This window comes from Microcoleus sp. B9-D4 (assembly GCF_036705105.1).
Classification (GTDB): Bacteria; Cyanobacteriota; Cyanobacteriia; order Cyanobacteriales; family Microcoleaceae; genus Microcoleus.
Genome location: NZ_JAUBTS010000020.1, coordinates 1 through 17564 on the forward strand (window position 1 = coordinate 1; position 17564 = coordinate 17564).

The 17564-nt window shown below is 45.4% G+C and carries 15 protein-coding genes and 1 pseudogene; 7 read left to right on the forward strand and 9 right to left on the reverse strand.

The features are described 5' to 3' along the window. Window positions 1-474, reverse strand: a pseudogene (locus tag QUB24_RS14255) (photosystem II q(b) protein); the annotation flags it as partial. A gap of 545 nt (window positions 475-1019) precedes the next feature. Further along, window positions 1020-1367 carry a histidine triad nucleotide-binding protein gene (locus QUB24_RS14260; protein WP_333153812.1) on the reverse strand — a complete coding sequence of 116 codons (348 nt, stop codon included), beginning with the start codon at window positions 1365-1367 and terminating at the stop codon, window positions 1020-1022. On the opposite strand from QUB24_RS14260, the gene QUB24_RS14265 reads away from it, so the two are divergent. From QUB24_RS14265 to QUB24_RS14280, 4 genes are all read left to right on the forward strand, one after another. Beyond that, window positions 1366-1605: a hypothetical protein gene (locus QUB24_RS14265; protein ID WP_333153813.1), complete on the forward strand. Its 240-nt coding sequence runs from the start codon at window positions 1366-1368 to the stop codon at window positions 1603-1605. The genes QUB24_RS14260 and QUB24_RS14265 overlap by 2 nt on opposite strands. Before the next feature lie 35 nt (window positions 1606-1640). After that, entirely contained in the window at window positions 1641-3170 is a 1530-nt protein-coding gene (locus tag QUB24_RS14270) for a YifB family Mg chelatase-like AAA ATPase (RefSeq protein ID WP_333153814.1), read from the forward strand. A 536-nt stretch (window positions 3171-3706) separates the two neighbouring features. Continuing rightward, complete coding sequence (locus QUB24_RS14275) at window positions 3707-3910, forward strand: hypothetical protein (protein ID WP_333153815.1); 204 nt, start codon at window positions 3707-3709, stop codon at window positions 3908-3910. A gap of 185 nt (window positions 3911-4095) precedes the next feature. Continuing rightward, the gene (locus QUB24_RS14280) at window positions 4096-5481 is read left to right on the forward strand and encodes a hypothetical protein (protein ID WP_333153816.1); all 1386 of its coding nucleotides are present in this window, start codon (window positions 4096-4098) and stop codon (window positions 5479-5481) included. Between the two features lie 433 nt (window positions 5482-5914). Here QUB24_RS14280 and QUB24_RS14285 read toward each other — a convergent pair whose 3' ends face one another. Both QUB24_RS14285 and QUB24_RS14290 read right to left on the reverse strand, forming a co-directional pair. Then, window positions 5915-6757 carry a hypothetical protein gene (locus tag QUB24_RS14285; RefSeq protein WP_333153817.1) on the reverse strand — a complete coding sequence of 281 codons (843 nt, stop codon included), beginning with the start codon at window positions 6755-6757 and terminating at the stop codon, window positions 5915-5917. 590 nt (window positions 6758-7347) lie between these two features. Beyond that, a complete protein-coding gene (locus QUB24_RS14290) occupies window positions 7348-7746 on the reverse strand; it encodes a DUF4342 domain-containing protein (RefSeq protein WP_333153818.1) in 399 nt (132 codons plus the stop codon). Between the two features lie 398 nt (window positions 7747-8144). Between QUB24_RS14290 and QUB24_RS14295 the strand changes: the two genes are divergently transcribed. Then, window positions 8145-8270 carry a hypothetical protein gene (locus tag QUB24_RS14295; RefSeq protein WP_333153819.1) on the forward strand — a complete coding sequence of 42 codons (126 nt, stop codon included), beginning with the start codon at window positions 8145-8147 and terminating at the stop codon, window positions 8268-8270. Window positions 8271-9177: 907 nt separating this feature from the next. Beyond that, entirely contained in the window at window positions 9178-10662 is a 1485-nt protein-coding gene (locus QUB24_RS14300; protein ID WP_333153820.1) for an ATP-binding protein, read from the forward strand. Between the two features lie 141 nt (window positions 10663-10803). Here QUB24_RS14300 and QUB24_RS14305 read toward each other — a convergent pair whose 3' ends face one another. The 4 genes from QUB24_RS14305 to QUB24_RS14320 all read right to left on the reverse strand — a co-directional run bounded on the left by QUB24_RS14305 (window position 10804) and on the right by QUB24_RS14320 (window position 15024). Then, window positions 10804-11184 carry a hypothetical protein gene (locus QUB24_RS14305; protein ID WP_333153821.1) on the reverse strand — a complete coding sequence of 127 codons (381 nt, stop codon included), beginning with the start codon at window positions 11182-11184 and terminating at the stop codon, window positions 10804-10806. 109 nt (window positions 11185-11293) lie between these two features. Further along, window positions 11294-12262: a protein translocase subunit SecF gene (gene secF, locus QUB24_RS14310; RefSeq protein WP_333153822.1), complete on the reverse strand. Its 969-nt coding sequence runs from the start codon at window positions 12260-12262 to the stop codon at window positions 11294-11296. 229 nt (window positions 12263-12491) lie between these two features. Further along, complete coding sequence (secD, locus tag QUB24_RS14315; RefSeq protein ID WP_333153823.1) at window positions 12492-13889, reverse strand: protein translocase subunit SecD; 1398 nt, start codon at window positions 13887-13889, stop codon at window positions 12492-12494. Window positions 13890-14040: 151 nt separating this feature from the next. Continuing rightward, window positions 14041-15024 (reverse strand): alpha-ketoacid dehydrogenase subunit beta, encoded by a 984-nt coding sequence (locus tag QUB24_RS14320; protein ID WP_333109434.1) that lies wholly within the window; start codon window positions 15022-15024, stop codon window positions 14041-14043. 194 nt (window positions 15025-15218) lie between these two features. On the opposite strand from QUB24_RS14320, the gene QUB24_RS14325 reads away from it, so the two are divergent. After that, entirely contained in the window at window positions 15219-15794 is a 576-nt protein-coding gene (locus QUB24_RS14325) for a Uma2 family endonuclease (protein WP_333153824.1), read from the forward strand. A gap of 115 nt (window positions 15795-15909) precedes the next feature. On the opposite strand, the gene QUB24_RS14330 is transcribed toward QUB24_RS14325, so the two are convergent. Then, entirely contained in the window at window positions 15910-17283 is a 1374-nt protein-coding gene (locus QUB24_RS14330) for an NACHT domain-containing protein (RefSeq protein WP_333153825.1), read from the reverse strand. Window positions 17284-17564 lie beyond the last annotated feature (281 nt).

Consider the following 17564-nt stretch of genomic DNA (forward strand, 5'->3'; position numbering starts at 1 on the left):
GAATACTGCGGTGGCTGCTGCAACTGGTGCAGAGTAAGCGACGCAGATCCAAGGACGCATACCTAAGCGGTAGGACAGTTCCCATTCACGACCCATGTAGCAGAAAATGCCAATCAGGAAGTGAAATACTACCAATTGGTAGGGGCCGCCGTTGTACAACCATTCATCGAGGGAAGCTGCTTCCCAGATGGGATAGAAGTGCAAGCCTATAGCATTCGATGAAGGAACAACAGCACCTGTGATGATGTTGTTGCCGTACATCAAGGAACCAGCAACTGGTTCGCGGATGCCGTCGATGTCCACAGGAGGAGCAGCAATGAAGGCGATGATGTAGCAGATGGTGGCACTCAGCAAGGTGGGAATCATCAAGACGCCGAACCAACCGATGTAAATCCGGTTTTCAGTGCTTGTGACCCATTCACAAAAGCGTTCCCAAACGTTGCCGCTTTCGCGACGCTGTACGGTTGTTGTCATTTGGTTTATGATGGCTTAATTGAATTTTCAAAGTTCGTTGTGGGGATGCCCCACGCTTATATTAGTAACACCATTCCCTAAAGTTTGCCAAGGGATTTCTGCTGACAATTTCAACATTTTACAAACTTTTACAAAAACTGGATTTTTGGTAAATATTTGTAGTTTTTTACAAAGCAATATTACCCACATAACAGGTAAAATATAGCGACCTGAAGAACTGAATCTATTAGCTGTAGATGGGTTCAGCAGTTTTAGCAAATTATTTTTGTTCAGGTCGATTCTCTTTCTGTTTAAATATCTCTTAATTACGTCTGGGGTAGAGAATTTTTAATATTTATTCACATATACGCTGTGGATTCTGCGAGGGAAAATTTTTATCTGGAGAATAGTGAAAACCGGGTTTCTAGTGCGGGCTGCATTCTCAATAATCTCCAATCAACCGGGTTTATTGACGAAAAAAGAAACCCGGTTTCTGAAGCGCTGGGCAATAGAAATCAACCGGGTTTCTGAGGATGAGTCCGCAAGTTTGGCGTAAAAATTAGGATTTAGCCTGGGGGCCAGTTCATCTGCCGACCGCCGAGAATGTGAAGGTGCATGTGGTCTACAGTTTGGCCGCCGTCGCTGCCGCTATTAATGACGACGCGATAGCCGTTGCTAAGTCCGAGTTGTTCTGCTACCCGTTTGACAGTCAGCAGCAAGTGCCCCATGAGAGCATGATCTCCCGACTCGGCATCGGCTAATTTGGCAATAGGCTGTTTGGGAATGACGAGGATGTGGACGGGTGCTTGCGGATGGATATCTCGGAACGCGAGGGCCAAGTCGTCTTCATAAACGATGTCTGCGGGAATCTCTTTGCGGATGATTTTGCTGAAAAGCGTTTCTTGAGTTGTCATGGGTGTTAACGAAGGAAGAAGGAAGAAGGAAGAAGGAAGAAGGAAGAAGGAAGAAGGCCCAAGTGGGAAGTGGGAAGAGGCAAGGGAGAAGGGGAAGTGGGAAGTGGGAAGGGAGAAGGGGAAGAGGGAAGAGGGAAGACCCAGCAGGAGAGAGGGAAGAGGAGAAAAAGAAGAGGCAAGGAAAAGTTTTTCTTGCCTCTCCCGATATTCATTAGTCATTGTTAATCATAATAGATGATGAATCAAGGACAGGCAAATTAAGGATAAAGAAAAATGCTTGCTAGGGTTTGGAGTGCATCGATCGTTGGAATTGACGCGGTAAAGGTGGGTGTTGAGGCTGATGTGTCAGGGGGGCTACCGAAAATTGTGGTTGTGGGATTGCCCGATTCTGCGGTGCAAGAAGCTAAAGAAAGGGTTAAGGCTACGCTAAAAAATTCTGGATATGGTTTTCCGATGCGGAGTATTGTGATTAATTTGACTCCGGCGGATTTGCGGAAGGAGGGGCCGAGTTTTGATTTGCCGATCGCCATTGGCATTTTAGCAGCATCGGAACAAGTCAGCGCTGAACTTTTGGGAGATCATTTGTTTTTAGGGGAACTCTCTTTAGATGGGAGTTTGCGGGCTGTGGCTGGGGTTTTGCCGATCGCCGCTGCTGCTGCCAAAATGGGTATTTCAGGATTGATTGTACCGGCTGCTAATGCACAAGAAGCGGCTTTGGTACACGGAATATCTGTCTATGGTTTTGAGAATATTTTTGCAGTTACTGATTTTTTAAACAATCCTAATGTGTATTCGCCCGTAGAAGTAAACGGTCTAGAACAGTTAGCAAAAACGCGGTTTCCCGGTTTAGATTTAAAGGATGTAAAGGGGCAAATTCACGCGCGGCGGGCTTTGGAAATTGCGGCGGCGGGGGGACACAATTTAATTTTTGTCGGGCCGCCTGGAAGCGGTAAAACTATGTTAGCGAGGCGTTTGCCGGGTATTTTGCCGCCGCTGACTTTTGAAGAAGCTTTGGATGTAACTCAAATTCATTCGGTGGCTGGGTTGTTGAAGGATCGGGGCAGCTTGGTGGGCGATCGACCTTTTCGCAGTCCTCACCATTCAGCATCGGGGCCTTCTTTGGTAGGTGGTGGCAGTTTTCCGCGTCCGGGTGAAATTTCTTTAGCACACCGCGGCATTCTTTTTTTGGATGAATTAACTGAGTTTAAAAGAGATGTTTTGGAGTTTTTGCGGCAACCGCTGGAAGATGGTTATGTGACGATTTCTCGAACTAGACAATCGGTGATGTTTCCGGCTCAATTTACTTTAGTTGCAAGTACGAATCCTTGCGCTTGTGGTTATTACGGCGATTCGATTCAACAGTGTACTTGTTCGCCGCAAAAGAGGGAGCAATATTGGGCAAAACTTTCGGGGCCTTTGATGGATCGGATTGATTTACAAGTGGCGGTTAATCGTTTGAAACCCGAGGAAATTACGCGACAGCCGACGGGCGAGGAGTCGGAACCGGTGCGGGTGAGGGTGCAGCGGGCGCGAGAGCTCGCAACTCGCCGTTTTCAGTCGGAATCTAGTTTGCGCTGTAATGCCCAGATGCAAAGCAGTCACATTAACCAATGGTGTCAGTTGGATGAGGCTTCTCGGAATTTATTGGAGATGGCGATTCGGAAGTTGGGGCTGTCGGCGAGGGCTAGCGATCGCATTTTGAAGGTGGCTAGAACTATTGCTGATTTGTCGGGGGATGAAAGCTTGAAAACGAATCATGTGGCGGAGGCGGTGCAGTATCGGACGATCGATCGGATGCAGTAAGTCAATCGATTTTAGATTTTAGATTTGAGATTTTAGAGGCGACCCCACGGATAAATGCTCTTTCTTGAGGATTTTCGATTTGAGATTTGGGATTGATTCCACGGATAAATCACGTGGCGGGTACCACCTTTGAAATTCGCTTGTCAGCAACGGCTCAAAAGACACAATACCCCGATCGCGGACTTCTTAAAGAAGTTGGGTATCTAACAGTTGATTCGGCGATTTAAATCGCTTCTAAACATACGAAGTCCCAGCAGAGGGGGACTAAGGGATTAAGGGGTATTTAAGCTCGATTGATGTTGTCCAATTATTTAATTGAGCCACTGAAACACCTGGAGGTTCCCATGTTTATTGTCTGATTTTGTGCTGCATGGTGCCAGGATCACTGGTGACAGTTGTGTAAGTTCTGTTTGTGTTAGATTGGGGGAGGCGACAGCAAACCAAGGCAGCAGTTAAAGTGGCGATCGAGGAAGCTTTAGACCAACTGCCCGAAAGCTAATCAACTGAAGTTGATCAGCACGTCTAGGACTCTTATTGTGAGGCGACACGCAGTATTTATACCGCCGCAGCTTGAAGCTGGTGTCAATGCTACCCACCCAGAGCTTTTGTCAAAAATCCCTCATAATTTCCTCAAAAATTCAGCAAGTTTTTACCCAGTTTTTGTCATTTTTACTGTAATTTATGATACCGATCGCCCAATTGGCCCGAAGATCCACCACGGCAGAATTTTTAATATTTAATTTCTCGCTCTCTCTCCCTCGCTCTCCCTCGCTCTTCCTCCCTCTTCCTCTTTCCCTCCCCCCCTCTCTCTGTTTCACCCTAAAATTTGAAATTTTTGAGTGACGAATTATGGCACGATCGCAGCGCGTTTTGATACCATGCAATCAAGCGCAAGACAATCAGGGAATGCACTGGAGGTGTGTAAATGGAGCTTTTGGCAGAACAAAAACGGTGCTTGGATTGCTTGGTAAGCTCGATCGAGCAATTGGGAGGTCGAGTAGACATTCCAAAGCTGGAGCAGATAGCTGAGCTAATTATTCAAACGATGAGAGGGCCTTGGCGCTACTTTCACACGTCGGAACACATTTTTGAGGTCGGGGGGTCAGTCGATCCGATCGAGGTGCTGGCTGCACTGTTTCACGACCTCGTGTACGTGCAAGTCGATCAGGGCGTTAGTTTCAATATTAGCAGTGCCCTTTGTCCTTTTGTCAAAGAGGTGCGATCGCAGTTAGTTATTAGAGATGAAACCGAACTGCCCGACGATGCCATGTATCAGCTAGTGGCCTCAGTATTTGGGTTTATTCCCGGCAAGACTCTCTCTCCGTTTGGCGGCCAAAACGAATTTTTGAGTGCCGTTATTGCTGCCAAATCTTTGGAGCCTTTTTTGCCAGCTAGTACGATCGCTGAGATAACAGCTTGCATCGAAGCTACTATCCCTTTTCGTCCCGTTTCGCCCACAGGTTTGAGCGCGATCGAACTTTTGTACCAGCGTTTGGTAAGTATAAATCGCGATTTTAACTTGGGATGGAACCCTGCAGAAATTGTAGAACTTGTCAAGCGTGCTGTCAGGTTAGCAAATAGAGATGTCGAGAATTTTGCCTCTCGCAATTCCTCTAATTTCTTAGACAATACCTGGAATTTGATGCCAGAAACCAACCACGAATTGACCAATGTTAATTCCTATACTGTTGCCGGATATCGCAGGTCTCTGCAAAAAATGGAAGGATTTTTGAACTTCCTCAAACCAGAACTGGTTTTCCAGCAGTTTATGCAAGAGCCGGACGATGAAACCTACGCTAACCTGATTGCCAGAACTCGAAAAAATATCGAAGTTGCTAAACTTTATCTGGGTGTCAAGCTAATTACCATCGCCATTTTAGAAGCTCTTTCCTACCGTTTGGGGCGCGATATTCCCCTTTCAACTATGATGGGAGAATTGCGAACACCAGGATTTAAAACCTCTGTTTTGGAGGATTACTTGCCCAACAGACAGAGCGCCTACCCATTAGAAAGTCAGTTGCAAAGAGAAGTGTTAGACCTGCTAGAAATAGGACGCAATCAAGAATCGCGCTATGATATTAAAAACTCCCCGGTTTCTACGTTTATTATCAAATCTATCGGCTTTGCTGAAACAGAAAACTTTTTGAAGAAAGCTCAAGAGTTTTTTGCAGATCCTACTTCTTCGGAAGAGTTTCTCTCTTACTGCGCTCCCGATGTCATCGAGACCATCACCTCCGGCGTGATGAAACTCTTTGACAGCAGGAAGACGGCTTTAGGGAAAGTTAAATTAGTTCACCAAACAGTTTCTTAGGATAGGTTGGCACAATCTTAAAACGTTTTCCATCGCAGAAACCAGGTTTCTTGAGTTCAGCCACAATGTCCAGTTAGTCTGAGATGTTGCACCATTCTCGCTTAACAGCCTTTCGCGCCTGTTTCACAAAGAATGAGTTTTCTGGTGGGGAGTAGGGTTTGGGCAGGAGATCCCGCCTATAGCAGGCTTATTGATAATGGTGCAAGATTTCAGTTTAAACCCTAAAAAAAAGTCCTCTTTAACTAATATGTTGCACCATTTTCAATTAGCCTTTTAGGAACAGGCTTTCCGGCCTGTTCCACAAGAAAATCTACTCTTTGTGGAACAGGCCGGAAAGCCTGTTCTTGAGACTGATGCCAGATATCAGCTTTAAAGGACTTTAGCTATGAGTCTGGGGTTTGAACCCCTGGCAAACTAATTCGACATCAAACTTCTATTGCGGTGAACCAGTCGCACCCTCTGCGCCGGAGTTGCTATCAGGTACAGCCGTATCTGTAGGATTAGACTCGCTCCGGCTTTCGGTATTAGTGTCGCCGCTCGTACCTGCTCCCGGAGCGCCCTCACCTTGAGTTGGAGATGGAGTAGCTGAACTCTCAGGTGCTAGAGTTTGTGGAGTGGAATCTGGCTCATTCTGCGGAGTCGGAACCGTAGTATTGGTATTATTTGACGGCGAAGATGGAGACGGCGCTGCTTGCTGAGCGGGTGCATCTTGCTGCTGTGAATTTGGAATTGTAATATTGATATTGGGAGACGGATTTGCTTGAGGAGCCGGAGTTGCCTGTTGAGCTGGACTTGGTTGAGGAGCAGGCGTAGCCTTTTGAGCTGGAGATGCTTGAACCGGAACGGGAACAATCTTTTGAATGATCGTTTTTTCTCTCTCTATAGTCCGAGTCGGAGCAGGTGTTGCTGAAGGTTGATTCGCTTTCGGTACAACAATCACAGGAGCAGCAGTAGGAGTAGGAGCCTCCTCACCCCGATTGAAGTAATATACACTGCCGAGAACTAAGCCTACCAAAGAAGTAAGAAGAATTCCTAACAGTAACCCGCGACCTGCATTCTCGTTATCGCGGACTTCTTGGACTCCAACTTGGCGGTGATTTTCGGCCATTTCACCCTGTACATAACCTTGGTGATGAGCTGCTTCTTTAGAAGCCTTCGCAGTTGTACTCGGAACACTTGTAGTGGTTCGCGTTGTACTGACGTGACCGTTAGTTGCATCTGTGTGAACTTCTTGATGAATTTCACGGCTAGAGCTATTTTCTTCGTTAGGTTTCATAATTATCTTCGCCACCACTATTCAAAAAATATTTGTCTGTAGGAGATGCTCTGGTTGGAAAACTTGAGCTAAGCTGTTGAGCATTTAAATCACTTATTTCGATTTACTGTCAAGATTCAGGTGTAAGCGTTGGGTGTTTGGCTCATGAGTTTAAATGCTTAACAGCTTTCTGCTTAGGGAGTTTAGAGAACTTTTGGTTTTTCCTTCATTTGTATCCAATGTAACTTGTTAAGGTATTAACCAGGCTCTACCCTTAGAGTGATTCCCAAGTCCCCAAAGGCATAGAATTAGCCATACTTCCACAAAGAATATCGGCTAAATGAGTTATTTATAATGCTTACTCTGCAAGCAGATAGCAATCCTTGCAGGAGTCGTAAAAAAAATTAGGACTCCTGCAAGGATTGCTATATTTATAAAGCCAGTTTGTGCTTGAAATGTGTTTAAGTCCGGTTAGATAACCACAATTAAGTTTTTAGTAATAAAGACAACTTTTTTCTCATCTATCAAGAGAGGATAGTCGTACTCACTACCAAGAAGCTTGATTACGGGAAATTAACCGGACAGGAGCCTTACTAACAACTGAATTTTTTTTATTCTGTTCTTTCAATGATGATGGTCATGTGAGCGACTAATGCACCTATCGCTCCCACTGCTGCAATGACGGGAAACAATGCCGCACCGATGACTCCACCGACTACTCCCACTGTCAAAGGAACTTCTACTAAGATCCGTCCCTCTTCATTTTTGATAATGATGCGGCGGATATTTCCTTCGTGAATCAATTCTTTAACTTTAGCAACCAAATCGTCGCCGTTAATTTTTACCTCTTCGACGCTAACTTTTTCCTGAGTATAAGCAGGGGTTTCTAAAGGAGTCGTTTCAAAATTAACCTCAGTAACTTTTTGGGACGAAACTTTTTCAGATACAGGTATTGATTCTAGTTCTCTTGTCCCGACTGGTTCTTGTTCGCGATCTGTAGGTGTGTCCATTTTTTGTTCTCCTTTTAGGTAAAAGTATTTTTGTATAGAATTATATTAAAATATAACACGCAACTTTTTTTCTATCAATCATTCTTTTGGGTGATATTGCTGGGGGTGCTATGGTGCTTTTCTCTATTGAGATTTGACGGTGAGAGTCTAAACTCCTTCCTCAGTGGGCGTTAGCGGCCGACTTCCCTTGTGCCGTTTAGTTAACTGTCTGCTTCTAACCCTCGCACAGCCTAACCCTTGAAAAACTTCCAATCCAGACAAGGAAAGGATGAGAGCGACTTTCACACTCTCAGAGACTCAGACTCAACAGGTGTACAGGTTGAAATACTGACATTGTACTGAAAGTACGATCGCCCCGCCGTGTATATAGTTACCACCTCTCGTTCGGGAAACCGCACATGGAAACCGTCGCTTACTTTCCTCAAAAGTCATTTCAATTTAGCTCAGTGCGATCGCCCAACCAAACCCCACCCCCGGAGGTTCCTCAAATCAACATCTTAGAGTTTCTAATGAGAATTGCCTAAAATCAAGGGGGAGGAGAAGTAATAATGATCGAAAGATTATCGCAACCAAACCAACTTCCTCAAAGTGAAGTGGAGGTTGGAGAAAAGTCGGGTAAAATACAATTATTTCCTTCTGCTTCCTCTTGATTCTCCGTCTCTGATTTTCCAGCGAGAGAATTTAAATATCAAATTGGCAGCCAGACGGTACTTTTCTGCAAATTTTTAAGGAACATCAAGCGGATGTGTGGAGCATGAGTTTTAGTTGCGATCGCACAACTTTAGCATCTGCCGGGAAAAATTTACTCGGTGAGGCTTTGGAGTGTCGATGTGGCTAAAGTATAAGCTGCCGAACTTGACAAATTGCTCGCAATCGGCTGTCCCTGGCTGGAAGACTACCTACAATACAATCTTCGGGTTGAGTGCGATCGGCATTTGTGCAAAAAAACTGACAATTGAGATTTATGGGCAATTGCCGGAAACCAGTTTTGCCTGAATTTTACAATCGGGCGATCGGCAGCCGATTTGTCGCTATTGTTGTCTTATTGTAATATAATTTTACGCAAGGGGTAATAGCAAATGTACTGGCACAGGTCGCAGATGTCTATCCATCTGAACCAAATTAATGTCATCAAACATTAAAAATAGTTATGACTGTTATATTCGGATTAGTAAAATCTTGGATATATAAAATTCAATACATAGTCAGGTTTCAAAGGGGTGTCTGCTGTTAAATCAATCTAACCTGCAATATCGTTTCGGGGGACACCAGCAGGATTTAAGGCAAAAAATAATCCTGCTGAATTAACTGGATTCGAGGGAGCAGAGGGAAGTTGATAACTAAGCTATAAAAAGAGTTGAAAAGGCATTCTAAATAGTAGGCAAGACTCCAGCAGCCAACCGCAACTGCCAATTACCAAAGGAGGGAGCAGTGTATGAAACTGACGGGTTGAGTCCCCTAAAATCGCCGCTTGGTTTGCGATCGACTCTACAGGAATTAACCCTGTACGACTTTCTCCTAGAATCTGAGTGTCCGGGGGACGAAGTTGCTAAAATTTTTCAAGCAAACCCTTTAGTTCCCGGCATCATCATCACTCAGCAAGGAAAGTTTATAGGGATGATTTCGCGGCGGCGTTATTTTGAACACATGAGCCGCCCCTACAGCTTGGAGTTATTTTCTCAACAGCCTTTGTTCATACTCTACCGCTTTACTAAAACTGATATGTTGGTTCTCGATCGCGACACCTCAATTATGACAGCAGTGCGGCAGTCTTTGGAGCGATCGCCCGAACTAATCCACGAACCAATTGTAGTACAAGTAGAACCGGAAACTTACAAACTTTTAGACGTACACCAACTGCTGCTTTCTCAGTTGCAAATTCACGAGTTATCAACCGTAGCGATGCGCGAGTCGCAAGCGCAATTGAGACATCAAGCCCAACAGCTCGAACTTGCACTGCTGGAACTTCAGCGCACTCAAACTCAACTAATTCAAACAGAGAAAATGTCTTCTTTGGGGCAGTTAGTAGCAGGAGTAGCTCACGAAATCAACAATCCTATCGGCTTTATCTACAGCAATTTGCACCACGCTAAAGAATACACGCAAGCTTTAATGCAGATGCTCAACATCTACAGGCAGCAGTGTTCCGAATTCATACCGGAAATTGCAGCGGAAGCTGAAAAAATCGAACTCGATTATTTGCTAGAAGACTTGCCAAGAGTCTTAAATTCCATGCAGCAAGGTGCAGAAAGAGTGCGCGACATCGTTTTGTCGCTGCGGAATTTTTGCAGATTAGACGAAGCTGAAATGAAGCAGGTCAACATTCACGACGGTATCAACAACACGATTATGCTGTTGCAAAGCCAGCTTAAAGGGAAACCGGGGCAGGAGGCGATCGAAATTCACAAAGAATACAGCGACTTGCCACTGGTGCAGTGCTATCCCGGACAGCTAAATCAGGTATTTATGAATATTTTACTTAATGCAATTTACGCTCTTGTTGAGTCTAATAAATACGAAAATATCGATAAAAAAAGCCAGAAAAAGTCGCAATCATGCGAGCAAAAGCAGTCTTATACAACGACTCAATCATCACTTTCTAACTCTACCCGCCTGATTCCTACGATTCGGATTTGCACGGAGTTAATTGATAAAAAAAAGGTAATAATTAAAATTTATGACAACGGCCCGGGGATGACAGAAGATGTTCGGAAGCGGTTGTTTGACCCTTTCTTTACTACTAAGCCGGTCGGCCAAGGAACGGGTTTGGGACTGTCGATTAGCTATGAAATTGTTGTCAACCAACACGGCGGGGAATTGAAGTGCTTTTCGGAACCGGGAAAAGGAGCCGAATTTGCGATCGAAATTCCACTTCAACAGTCTTCCCTAGCACATATTTTGCCTCGCTTTGCGTGATACAACAGAAGGAAGAAGGAAGATGGAAGATGGAAGATGGAAGATGGAAGAAGCAATAAAAGTTAGGGAATCGGCGGTTGAAACCGCTTCTTGTCAAACTTTCGTTCCTCTGGCTTGAGACTAAAGAATAAAGCCCGTCAGCTACGGTGAACCTTTGCAAACCCACTTCCACAAAGGATGACTCGGCCCCTGTTGGCGAATGCGGCGAACTTGTTGTTCCAAACCCTGTTTTTCCCGCAGGGGCAATCCTCGCACCATATTGCGACTTTGCCAAGTTAGAACAGCTAAAGTCATTCCCAAGCACAAACCCAAACCGAGAGTGGGCCAACGATTAAAAGATAAACCGTAGCGCACCGCCGCCCAAGTGAAGTGTTCTAACCACAAAGCGATTTCGCGGCGCAAACTCCAAATGCTCAAAGAACCGATGCTAATCCACAGCAATATCACAGTTAACCAGCGGCCGTAAACTGTTAGTTTGTGAAGCCTTTGGACTTCAATTTCAAAAGTTTGGTCAGTAGTCATTTGTTATTTGTTATTTGTCATTTGTCATTGGTTATTGATGATTTATTATTAGTCAGTCAACAGTTAACCGTCAACAGTTAACCGTCACCAGTTAACCGTCAACAGTCAATTAAACTTCCTCTGACTGGTTGATTCCTTCTGCGGGGACGGGAATAGACTGGCCCGGGCGACTGCGCCACCAAGCTAGCAGCGTACTGGCAATGAAAATACTCGAATACGCACCCGCAATAAAGCCGACAATCAATGCTAAAGCAAAGTATTTGAGGGTTTCGCCGCCAAACAAAAAGATTGAAAACAATGTCAGCAGCGTGGTCATCGTCGTGTTAATTGACCTTCCCAGGGTCTGCATGACAGCATCATCGACAATTTGATCGATCGACTGTCCCGGATTTAGCTTAATTACTTCGCGCACGCGATCGTAAATTACCACTGTATCGTTAACAGAAAAACCGATAATTGTCAAGAGAGCGACAACAAATAAGCTGTCAACTTCCACTCCTTGAACTAAACCCAAAAACGAGAAAACACCAAGAGTAACCAACACGTCGTGGAAGAGAGCAACGAAAGCAAAAAAGGCATAATCCAACTGAAAGCGGAACGTTAGATAAACCGTAATTCCAGCAAAGGAAAGGAATAAAGCCAACAATCCCGAAGTAAATAATTGTTTACCGAGGGTAGGCCCAACCGTATCAATTTGAGTAGATTGAGGAGAAAAAGCGCCTATCTTTTCGCTCAAAGCTGTTTGCAAATTAGTCCGCTGTTCGACATCCAAAGTTTTTGTTCGCAGTGACAAACCGCGCTGTTCTTTGCCGATAACTTGAAGGCTGCTGCCACCTAAACCTTGGGTGTCCAGGACTTCACGGACAGCAGCAATATCGATGGGTTTACAATTTTCCGGTTTCGTGCAGTCCAGTTCAAATTGCAGCCGAGTGCCGCCGATAAAGTCCAAACTGGGGCGCAGCGGTGCGCGGATGTCGGGACGAGTCCAAGAAATCGCCATCGACACTATACCTGCGAGGATTATAGCGGCGGAAATACTCCACCAGAGCGATCGTTGTTTGATTACACTGAATTTCATAATTTGAAGGAAGAGGGAAGTTCGGCAACGGATTGTGTAAGCTGTTACGCATCTAAATTGTATTTTTGGGCGGGCGGGACGCCCACCCCACAAGAATTTGCTCGAATTTGATTGTCAAATTTAGATGCGCCTCAGCTTAACGGATGTAACGGATGTAAGAAGGAAGGAAGAAGTTAACTGTCAACAGTCAACAGTCAACAGTCAACAGTCAACAGTCAACAGTCAACAGTTAACTATTAGCAGTTTTCGACAAATCGGGACAGAACCACTGAGGTTTCCGCAATGCTGGAAAGCTCAATACTACGAACAGCAGAGTGCGGCTGCAAGTGAGCGCAGTAAACATACTCACTCCCACCCCCAATGCCAGAGTTACAGCAAACCCTTTAACTAAACCCGCGCCCAACCAGAACAAAGCAGCACAAGCAATAACTGTTGTGACGTTACCGTCTAAAATGCTGGAAAAAGCGCGGTAAAAACCAGATTCTACCGATCGATAAAGCGATTTCCCCGCCCGCAACTCTTCCCGCGTGCGCTCAAAAATCAGCACGTTAGCATCCACAGCCATCCCGATGCTGAGCACAAAACCAGCTATTCCCGGCAGCGTTAATGTCACTCCCAAAAGCACGAAAGCTGCCCAAGTTAATAGAGCATAAATTAACAGCGCAATATTGGCAATTACGCCGGGGAGTCGATAGTAGGCAACCATGAAAATCAAGACTAAAACTAAGCCGCCGATACCTGCGTTAATACTGCTTTGAATGCTGTCTTTACCCAAGCTAGCGCCGATGGTGCGGTTTTCTACAATTTCGACCGGTACCGGCAAAGCGCCGCCCCGCAATTGCACTGCTAAATCGTTGGCTTCTTGCGTTGTAAAGTTGCCTTGAATTACGGCACTTCCACCAGTAATTCCTGTTTGGGCAAATTCAACGCCGACGACTGGAGAACTGATCATTCTGTCGTCTAGGAAAATACCGATACTGCGTCCAGTGCCTGCTAAATTTTTAGTGAGTTGGGCAAAGAGTTCGCCTCCTTTGGTATCGAAAACAAGAGCAACGTTCCAGTTGTTCCCAGAAGCCAAGGGTTGAGGTTGAGCGTCTTTGAGGTTTTCGCCGCCGAGGCCGCTGCTTTTGAAGAGTTTGGCGATCGCCTCATTGCTTCTTTTCAAAGCAGCCTGATTTTCTTTAATTGCTGCCTCATTCGGGCTAATTTTCAATTCTTCTTGTTTGGCGAGCAATTCCTGCTGCAACTGCCTTTCAATGGCTAATTGTGCTTCTGTTCCTGGCAGTTGTTCCAGAAATTCTAGCTTGGCCGTGCCGCCCAAAACTCGTTCTGCTTGCTGCGGGTCATTTACTCCTGGCAACTGCACGAGAATTTGGTCTTCTCCTACTGTTTGGACTAATGCTTCGGAAACACCCAAACCGTTGACGCGGTTTTCGACAATCCGCCGCACTGCTTCTAACATTCCCTGGTCAATTTTGGGAATTGTGGGGGTAGTTTTTACTTGAATTGTGAGTTGCGACCCTCCTTGCAAGTCTAATCCCAGCCGCGTCGGAATTGTTACTATTACAGTAATGGCGGCGATGATTAGAACAAAAATTAGGGCTAATAGGGAACGTTGTTTTTGCATATTTAATTATTAGTCATTGGTGAGTTGGCAGTTGGCAGTTGGCAGTTGGCGGTTGGCAGATTTTAGTCATCACTCATCAGTCATCAGTCAACAGTCATCAGTCAACAGTCAACAGTCAACAGTCAACCAATGACTACTGACTAATCACTATTTATACTCGCAAAGCTACCATTTTTTGGACTGCTTCGACAATTTGATTGGGCTGGACAATTGTCAGTCTTTCCAAATTGCCGTTGTAAGGTGTGGGAATATCTTGTGAAGACAGGCGCAAAACTGGTGCGTCGAGTTCGTCAAAAAATCGATCGCTGATTGAGGCAATTAGTTCGGCACCGATGCCTCCTGTTTTCATGCACTCCTCTACAATAATTACTTTGTGAGTTTTGCGAATGGATGCGCCGATGGTCTCCATGTCCAGGGGTTTGAGAGAAATTAGGTCGATTACTTCTGGATCGTAACCTTCTTTTACCAGGGCGGGCACGGCTTGCATGACGTGGTGCCGCATCCTCGAATATGTCACGATGGTGACATCTTTGCCCGATCGCACAATTTCTGCTTTGTCCAGTGGCACTAAATATTCTGTTTCTGGCAAATTTTCTTTGAGGTTGTAAAGAAGAACGTGCTCGAAAAACAGAACGGGGTTATCGTCGCGGATGGCTGATTTTAAGAGTCCTTTGGCGTTGTAGGGAGTCGAACAGGCAACTATTTTCAAACCCGGTACTGCTTGGAAATATGCTTCTAAGCGCTGGGAGTGTTCGGCGCCGAGTTGCCGGCCCACACCGCCGGGCCCACGAATTACCATTGGCATTTTGAAGTTGCCGCCCGATGTGTAGCGCAGCATTCCGGCATTGTTGGAAATTTGGTTGAAGGCCAGCAGCAAAAAGCCCATGTTCATGCCTTCGATGACCGGCCGCAGCCCCGTCATTGCTGCGCCTACTGCCATGCCTGTAAAGCTATTTTCGGCGATCGGGGTGTCGAGCACTCTAAGTTCGCCGTATTTGTTGTAGAGGTCTTTGGTGACTTTGTAGGAACCGCCGTATTGGCCTACGTCTTCGCCGAGTACGAATACGGCGGAGTCGCGGGCCATTTCTTCGTCTAACGCCTCGCGGAGGGCGTTGAAAAGTAAGGTTTCTGCCATAGGAGGTTAAGCAATGATTGCAGGAGGGTCAGACTAGAATATTAACCTTTTGGGGGTGTCGATCTAGGAGTCGATCGCAAATTCGGCAGTTAAAACCTGAGATTTTGCCAATCTTTATCATAACATTTGTATTATGTCAATTAATATTTAAGTTAAAATAATACTAACTTGCCTGCCCACAGCAGAGGAATATTATGCTCCAGACAAAAACTCAACTCACTCTGGAAGAGTTTCTCACTCTTCCCGAAGGAGAAGGCGATATTACCTACGAACTTATTGACGAGCAAGCAGTACCGAAGATGTCACCTAAAAAATTTCATTCTCGCCTCACCAGAAGCCTAATAAAAATCCTCGAACAGTGGGGTGAGGAACGGGGAGAAATTGGTGTAGAATGGGCGGTAAGATTAACCAGACTTGGGCGAGACTGGGTGCCAGTACCCGATCTTTTATATGTTTCTTACCAACGCTTATCTCCCGACTGGAATCAAGATGAAGCTTGTCCTGTAGCCCCCGAATTAGTCATAGAAATTATTTCACCCGAACAAACTTTCGGTCAGTTAGCTGCTAAAGCGAGAGATTATTTAGATGCTAAGGTTTTGCGGGTTTGGGTAGTAGATAGCAAGGCGAGAAGCATTACAGTTTTTTACCCCGATGCAGCACCGCAGACTTATATGGGAGATACCCTATTAACAGATCCACTTTTTGATGGATTAGAATTTACTGCCCTCCAGCTATTTCAAATGGCAAAAATACCACTAACCTTCTCTTAGAACCCGGACTTCCTCTAGAAGTAGGGGTTCGGGATATTCGGTTTTTTTGAGCGAGGCTTACTTAATAGCTCATTAATTTGGCAACTCCACATAACAACTAACGAATAACTAATTACTAATGACTAATTTCAGCAAAATGTTTTTGCAGTAAATCGTGAATAAATCGATAACGCCGATCGCCAGTTTTTTGCAGCAACAAGCGATCGGTGGCAGCATCGAGAAAACGCTTGTAATCCCAAGGAATGTAGCCGTTCGACCACAGCACCAGGCGCAATATAAAACTTTCAATCCCCGGAATTCCCGGCAACAAAGCACTAATTACCGCAGCAACAGCACCCGCAATTATTCCCCAAATCGACCCGGAGACTAGGCTGGCAATTAATCCCAAAATCACCCAAATCAGCCCGCCAACCAGCTTAACTCCAAACTGATACTTGCGCCGCTGCTCCTCTGTTTGAAGCCAGCTAGAGGGTATGCGATCGAGGTAAAATTCTTGAATTCCTTGCTGTTCCATCCTTCTCGCCAACCATCCCAGCCAGTGGCGAATTTGTTCCGGCCGCAGTTCCTTACCTCTGGGATACTGCTTGACTTGCCCGGTGATTTGGTGGCGAATATAGGCAGTTAACAGATATTTGCGCTGTTCTTCTGCGGAAGTTATGCGCTTCCAAGCTTCAATTAAAATATCGTCGTAAGCCAGAGCCATCATGCTTAGAAGTAAGGGAACTTTTGCCAATTTCAACAACTCCGGCTCATGCTCAATGCTGTACCAAAGTTCGCGGCTTCTGGCTTCTAGCAGATAATTTTGAATTTTAGTTTCTGTTAAAGGTTTCAATAAAACCGCTGCTTGCAGGCGAAATCTAGTATCGCAGTTTTTGTAAGCTTCAAAACTGCTGCAAGCTACTAAATGTTTTGGCTTAAATTCGCTTTCAACAAACTGATTGATTGCTTGAATGCAGATATTTTGGCGGTGGGTTTCCACTTCGTCCAAGCCGTCGAGGAGAGGCAGCAATTGTTGTTCGGTCAGCCATTTTTTGCCGACAGCAGGAGAGATGCCGTATTTGAACTGAAGTTGAGCAATTAACCAATCGGCGATCGCCCCGGATTCTGCTTTCCACGATCCGAGTTCAAACAGCACTGGTACTGGAAAACTAGCATCTTTTTGGGCGCGGGAAATTAACACGCGAGCTAATTCTAGCAGCGTCGTAGTTTTGCCTGCACCCGTCGCTCCCAAAATTACCAATTTGCCACCGGTGCGATCGAACACTTTAGCAATGCTGGCTTTGGGAGGAAGCCGAAAACTCGGACGGTTCCCCGCTTTCACTTCCACATCCCAACAGCGGTTAACACCAACAGGCGACGAGTCTTGACTGAGGTTAGCCAGCACAGCAGCGTGCAAAGACTGCGCGAGGCCTGCTTGGACTTCCTGCTTCACCTCCTCCAACAATCGATCGCGAGGCGGTTGTAATCTCAGAGGAATCAATTTTGACATTTTATGTACCTCGCGCTGAACGCTTACCTTCGCAAATTTTCGCGCAAATAACCCAGAGCAAGATTACCATCAGTATAGGCGTCCAGTATATATTGACTCAAATTATTGCGACAATTATGGATCTGAAATTTTATCTAAAAATCCTGACCAAGAATTTCAAAGGTGGTACCCGCCACGTGATTTATCCGTGGAATCAATCCAAAATCTCAAATCTAAAATCCTCCAGCCCCCGAATTTATCTCGCGCAAGTCAATCCAAAATCCAAAATCTAAAATCTAAAA

What these genes read in the sequence shown, in the direction of transcription:
- QUB24_RS14285 (WP_333153817.1), bottom strand. Translation starts at nt 6,757, where the DNA reads ATGAAACCTAACGAAGAAAATAGCTCTAGCCGTGAAATTCATCAAGAA.
- QUB24_RS14280 (WP_333153816.1), top strand. Translation starts at nt 4,096, where the DNA reads ATGGAGCTTTTGGCAGAACAAAAACGGTGCTTGGATTGCTTGGTAAGC.
- secD (WP_333153823.1), bottom strand. Translation starts at nt 13,889, where the DNA reads ATGCAAAAACAACGTTCCCTATTAGCCCTAATTTTTGTTCTAATCATC.
- QUB24_RS14330 (WP_333153825.1), bottom strand. Translation starts at nt 17,283, where the DNA reads ATGTCAAAATTGATTCCTCTGAGATTACAACCGCCTCGCGATCGATTG.
- QUB24_RS14260 (WP_333153812.1), bottom strand. Translation starts at nt 1,367, where the DNA reads ATGACAACTCAAGAAACGCTTTTCAGCAAAATCATCCGCAAAGAGATT.
- QUB24_RS14325 (WP_333153824.1), top strand. Translation starts at nt 15,219, where the DNA reads ATGCTCCAGACAAAAACTCAACTCACTCTGGAAGAGTTTCTCACTCTT.
- QUB24_RS14265 (WP_333153813.1), top strand. Translation starts at nt 1,366, where the DNA reads ATGGGTGTTAACGAAGGAAGAAGGAAGAAGGAAGAAGGAAGAAGGAAG.
- QUB24_RS14290 (WP_333153818.1), bottom strand. Translation starts at nt 7,746, where the DNA reads ATGGACACACCTACAGATCGCGAACAAGAACCAGTCGGGACAAGAGAA.
- QUB24_RS14320 (WP_333109434.1), bottom strand. Translation starts at nt 15,024, where the DNA reads ATGGCAGAAACCTTACTTTTCAACGCCCTCCGCGAGGCGTTAGACGAA.
- QUB24_RS14270 (WP_333153814.1), top strand. Translation starts at nt 1,641, where the DNA reads ATGCTTGCTAGGGTTTGGAGTGCATCGATCGTTGGAATTGACGCGGTA.
- secF (WP_333153822.1), bottom strand. Translation starts at nt 12,262, where the DNA reads ATGAAATTCAGTGTAATCAAACAACGATCGCTCTGGTGGAGTATTTCC.
- QUB24_RS14305 (WP_333153821.1), bottom strand. Translation starts at nt 11,184, where the DNA reads ATGACTACTGACCAAACTTTTGAAATTGAAGTCCAAAGGCTTCACAAA.
- QUB24_RS14295 (WP_333153819.1), top strand. Translation starts at nt 8,145, where the DNA reads ATGGAAACCGTCGCTTACTTTCCTCAAAAGTCATTTCAATTTAGCTCA.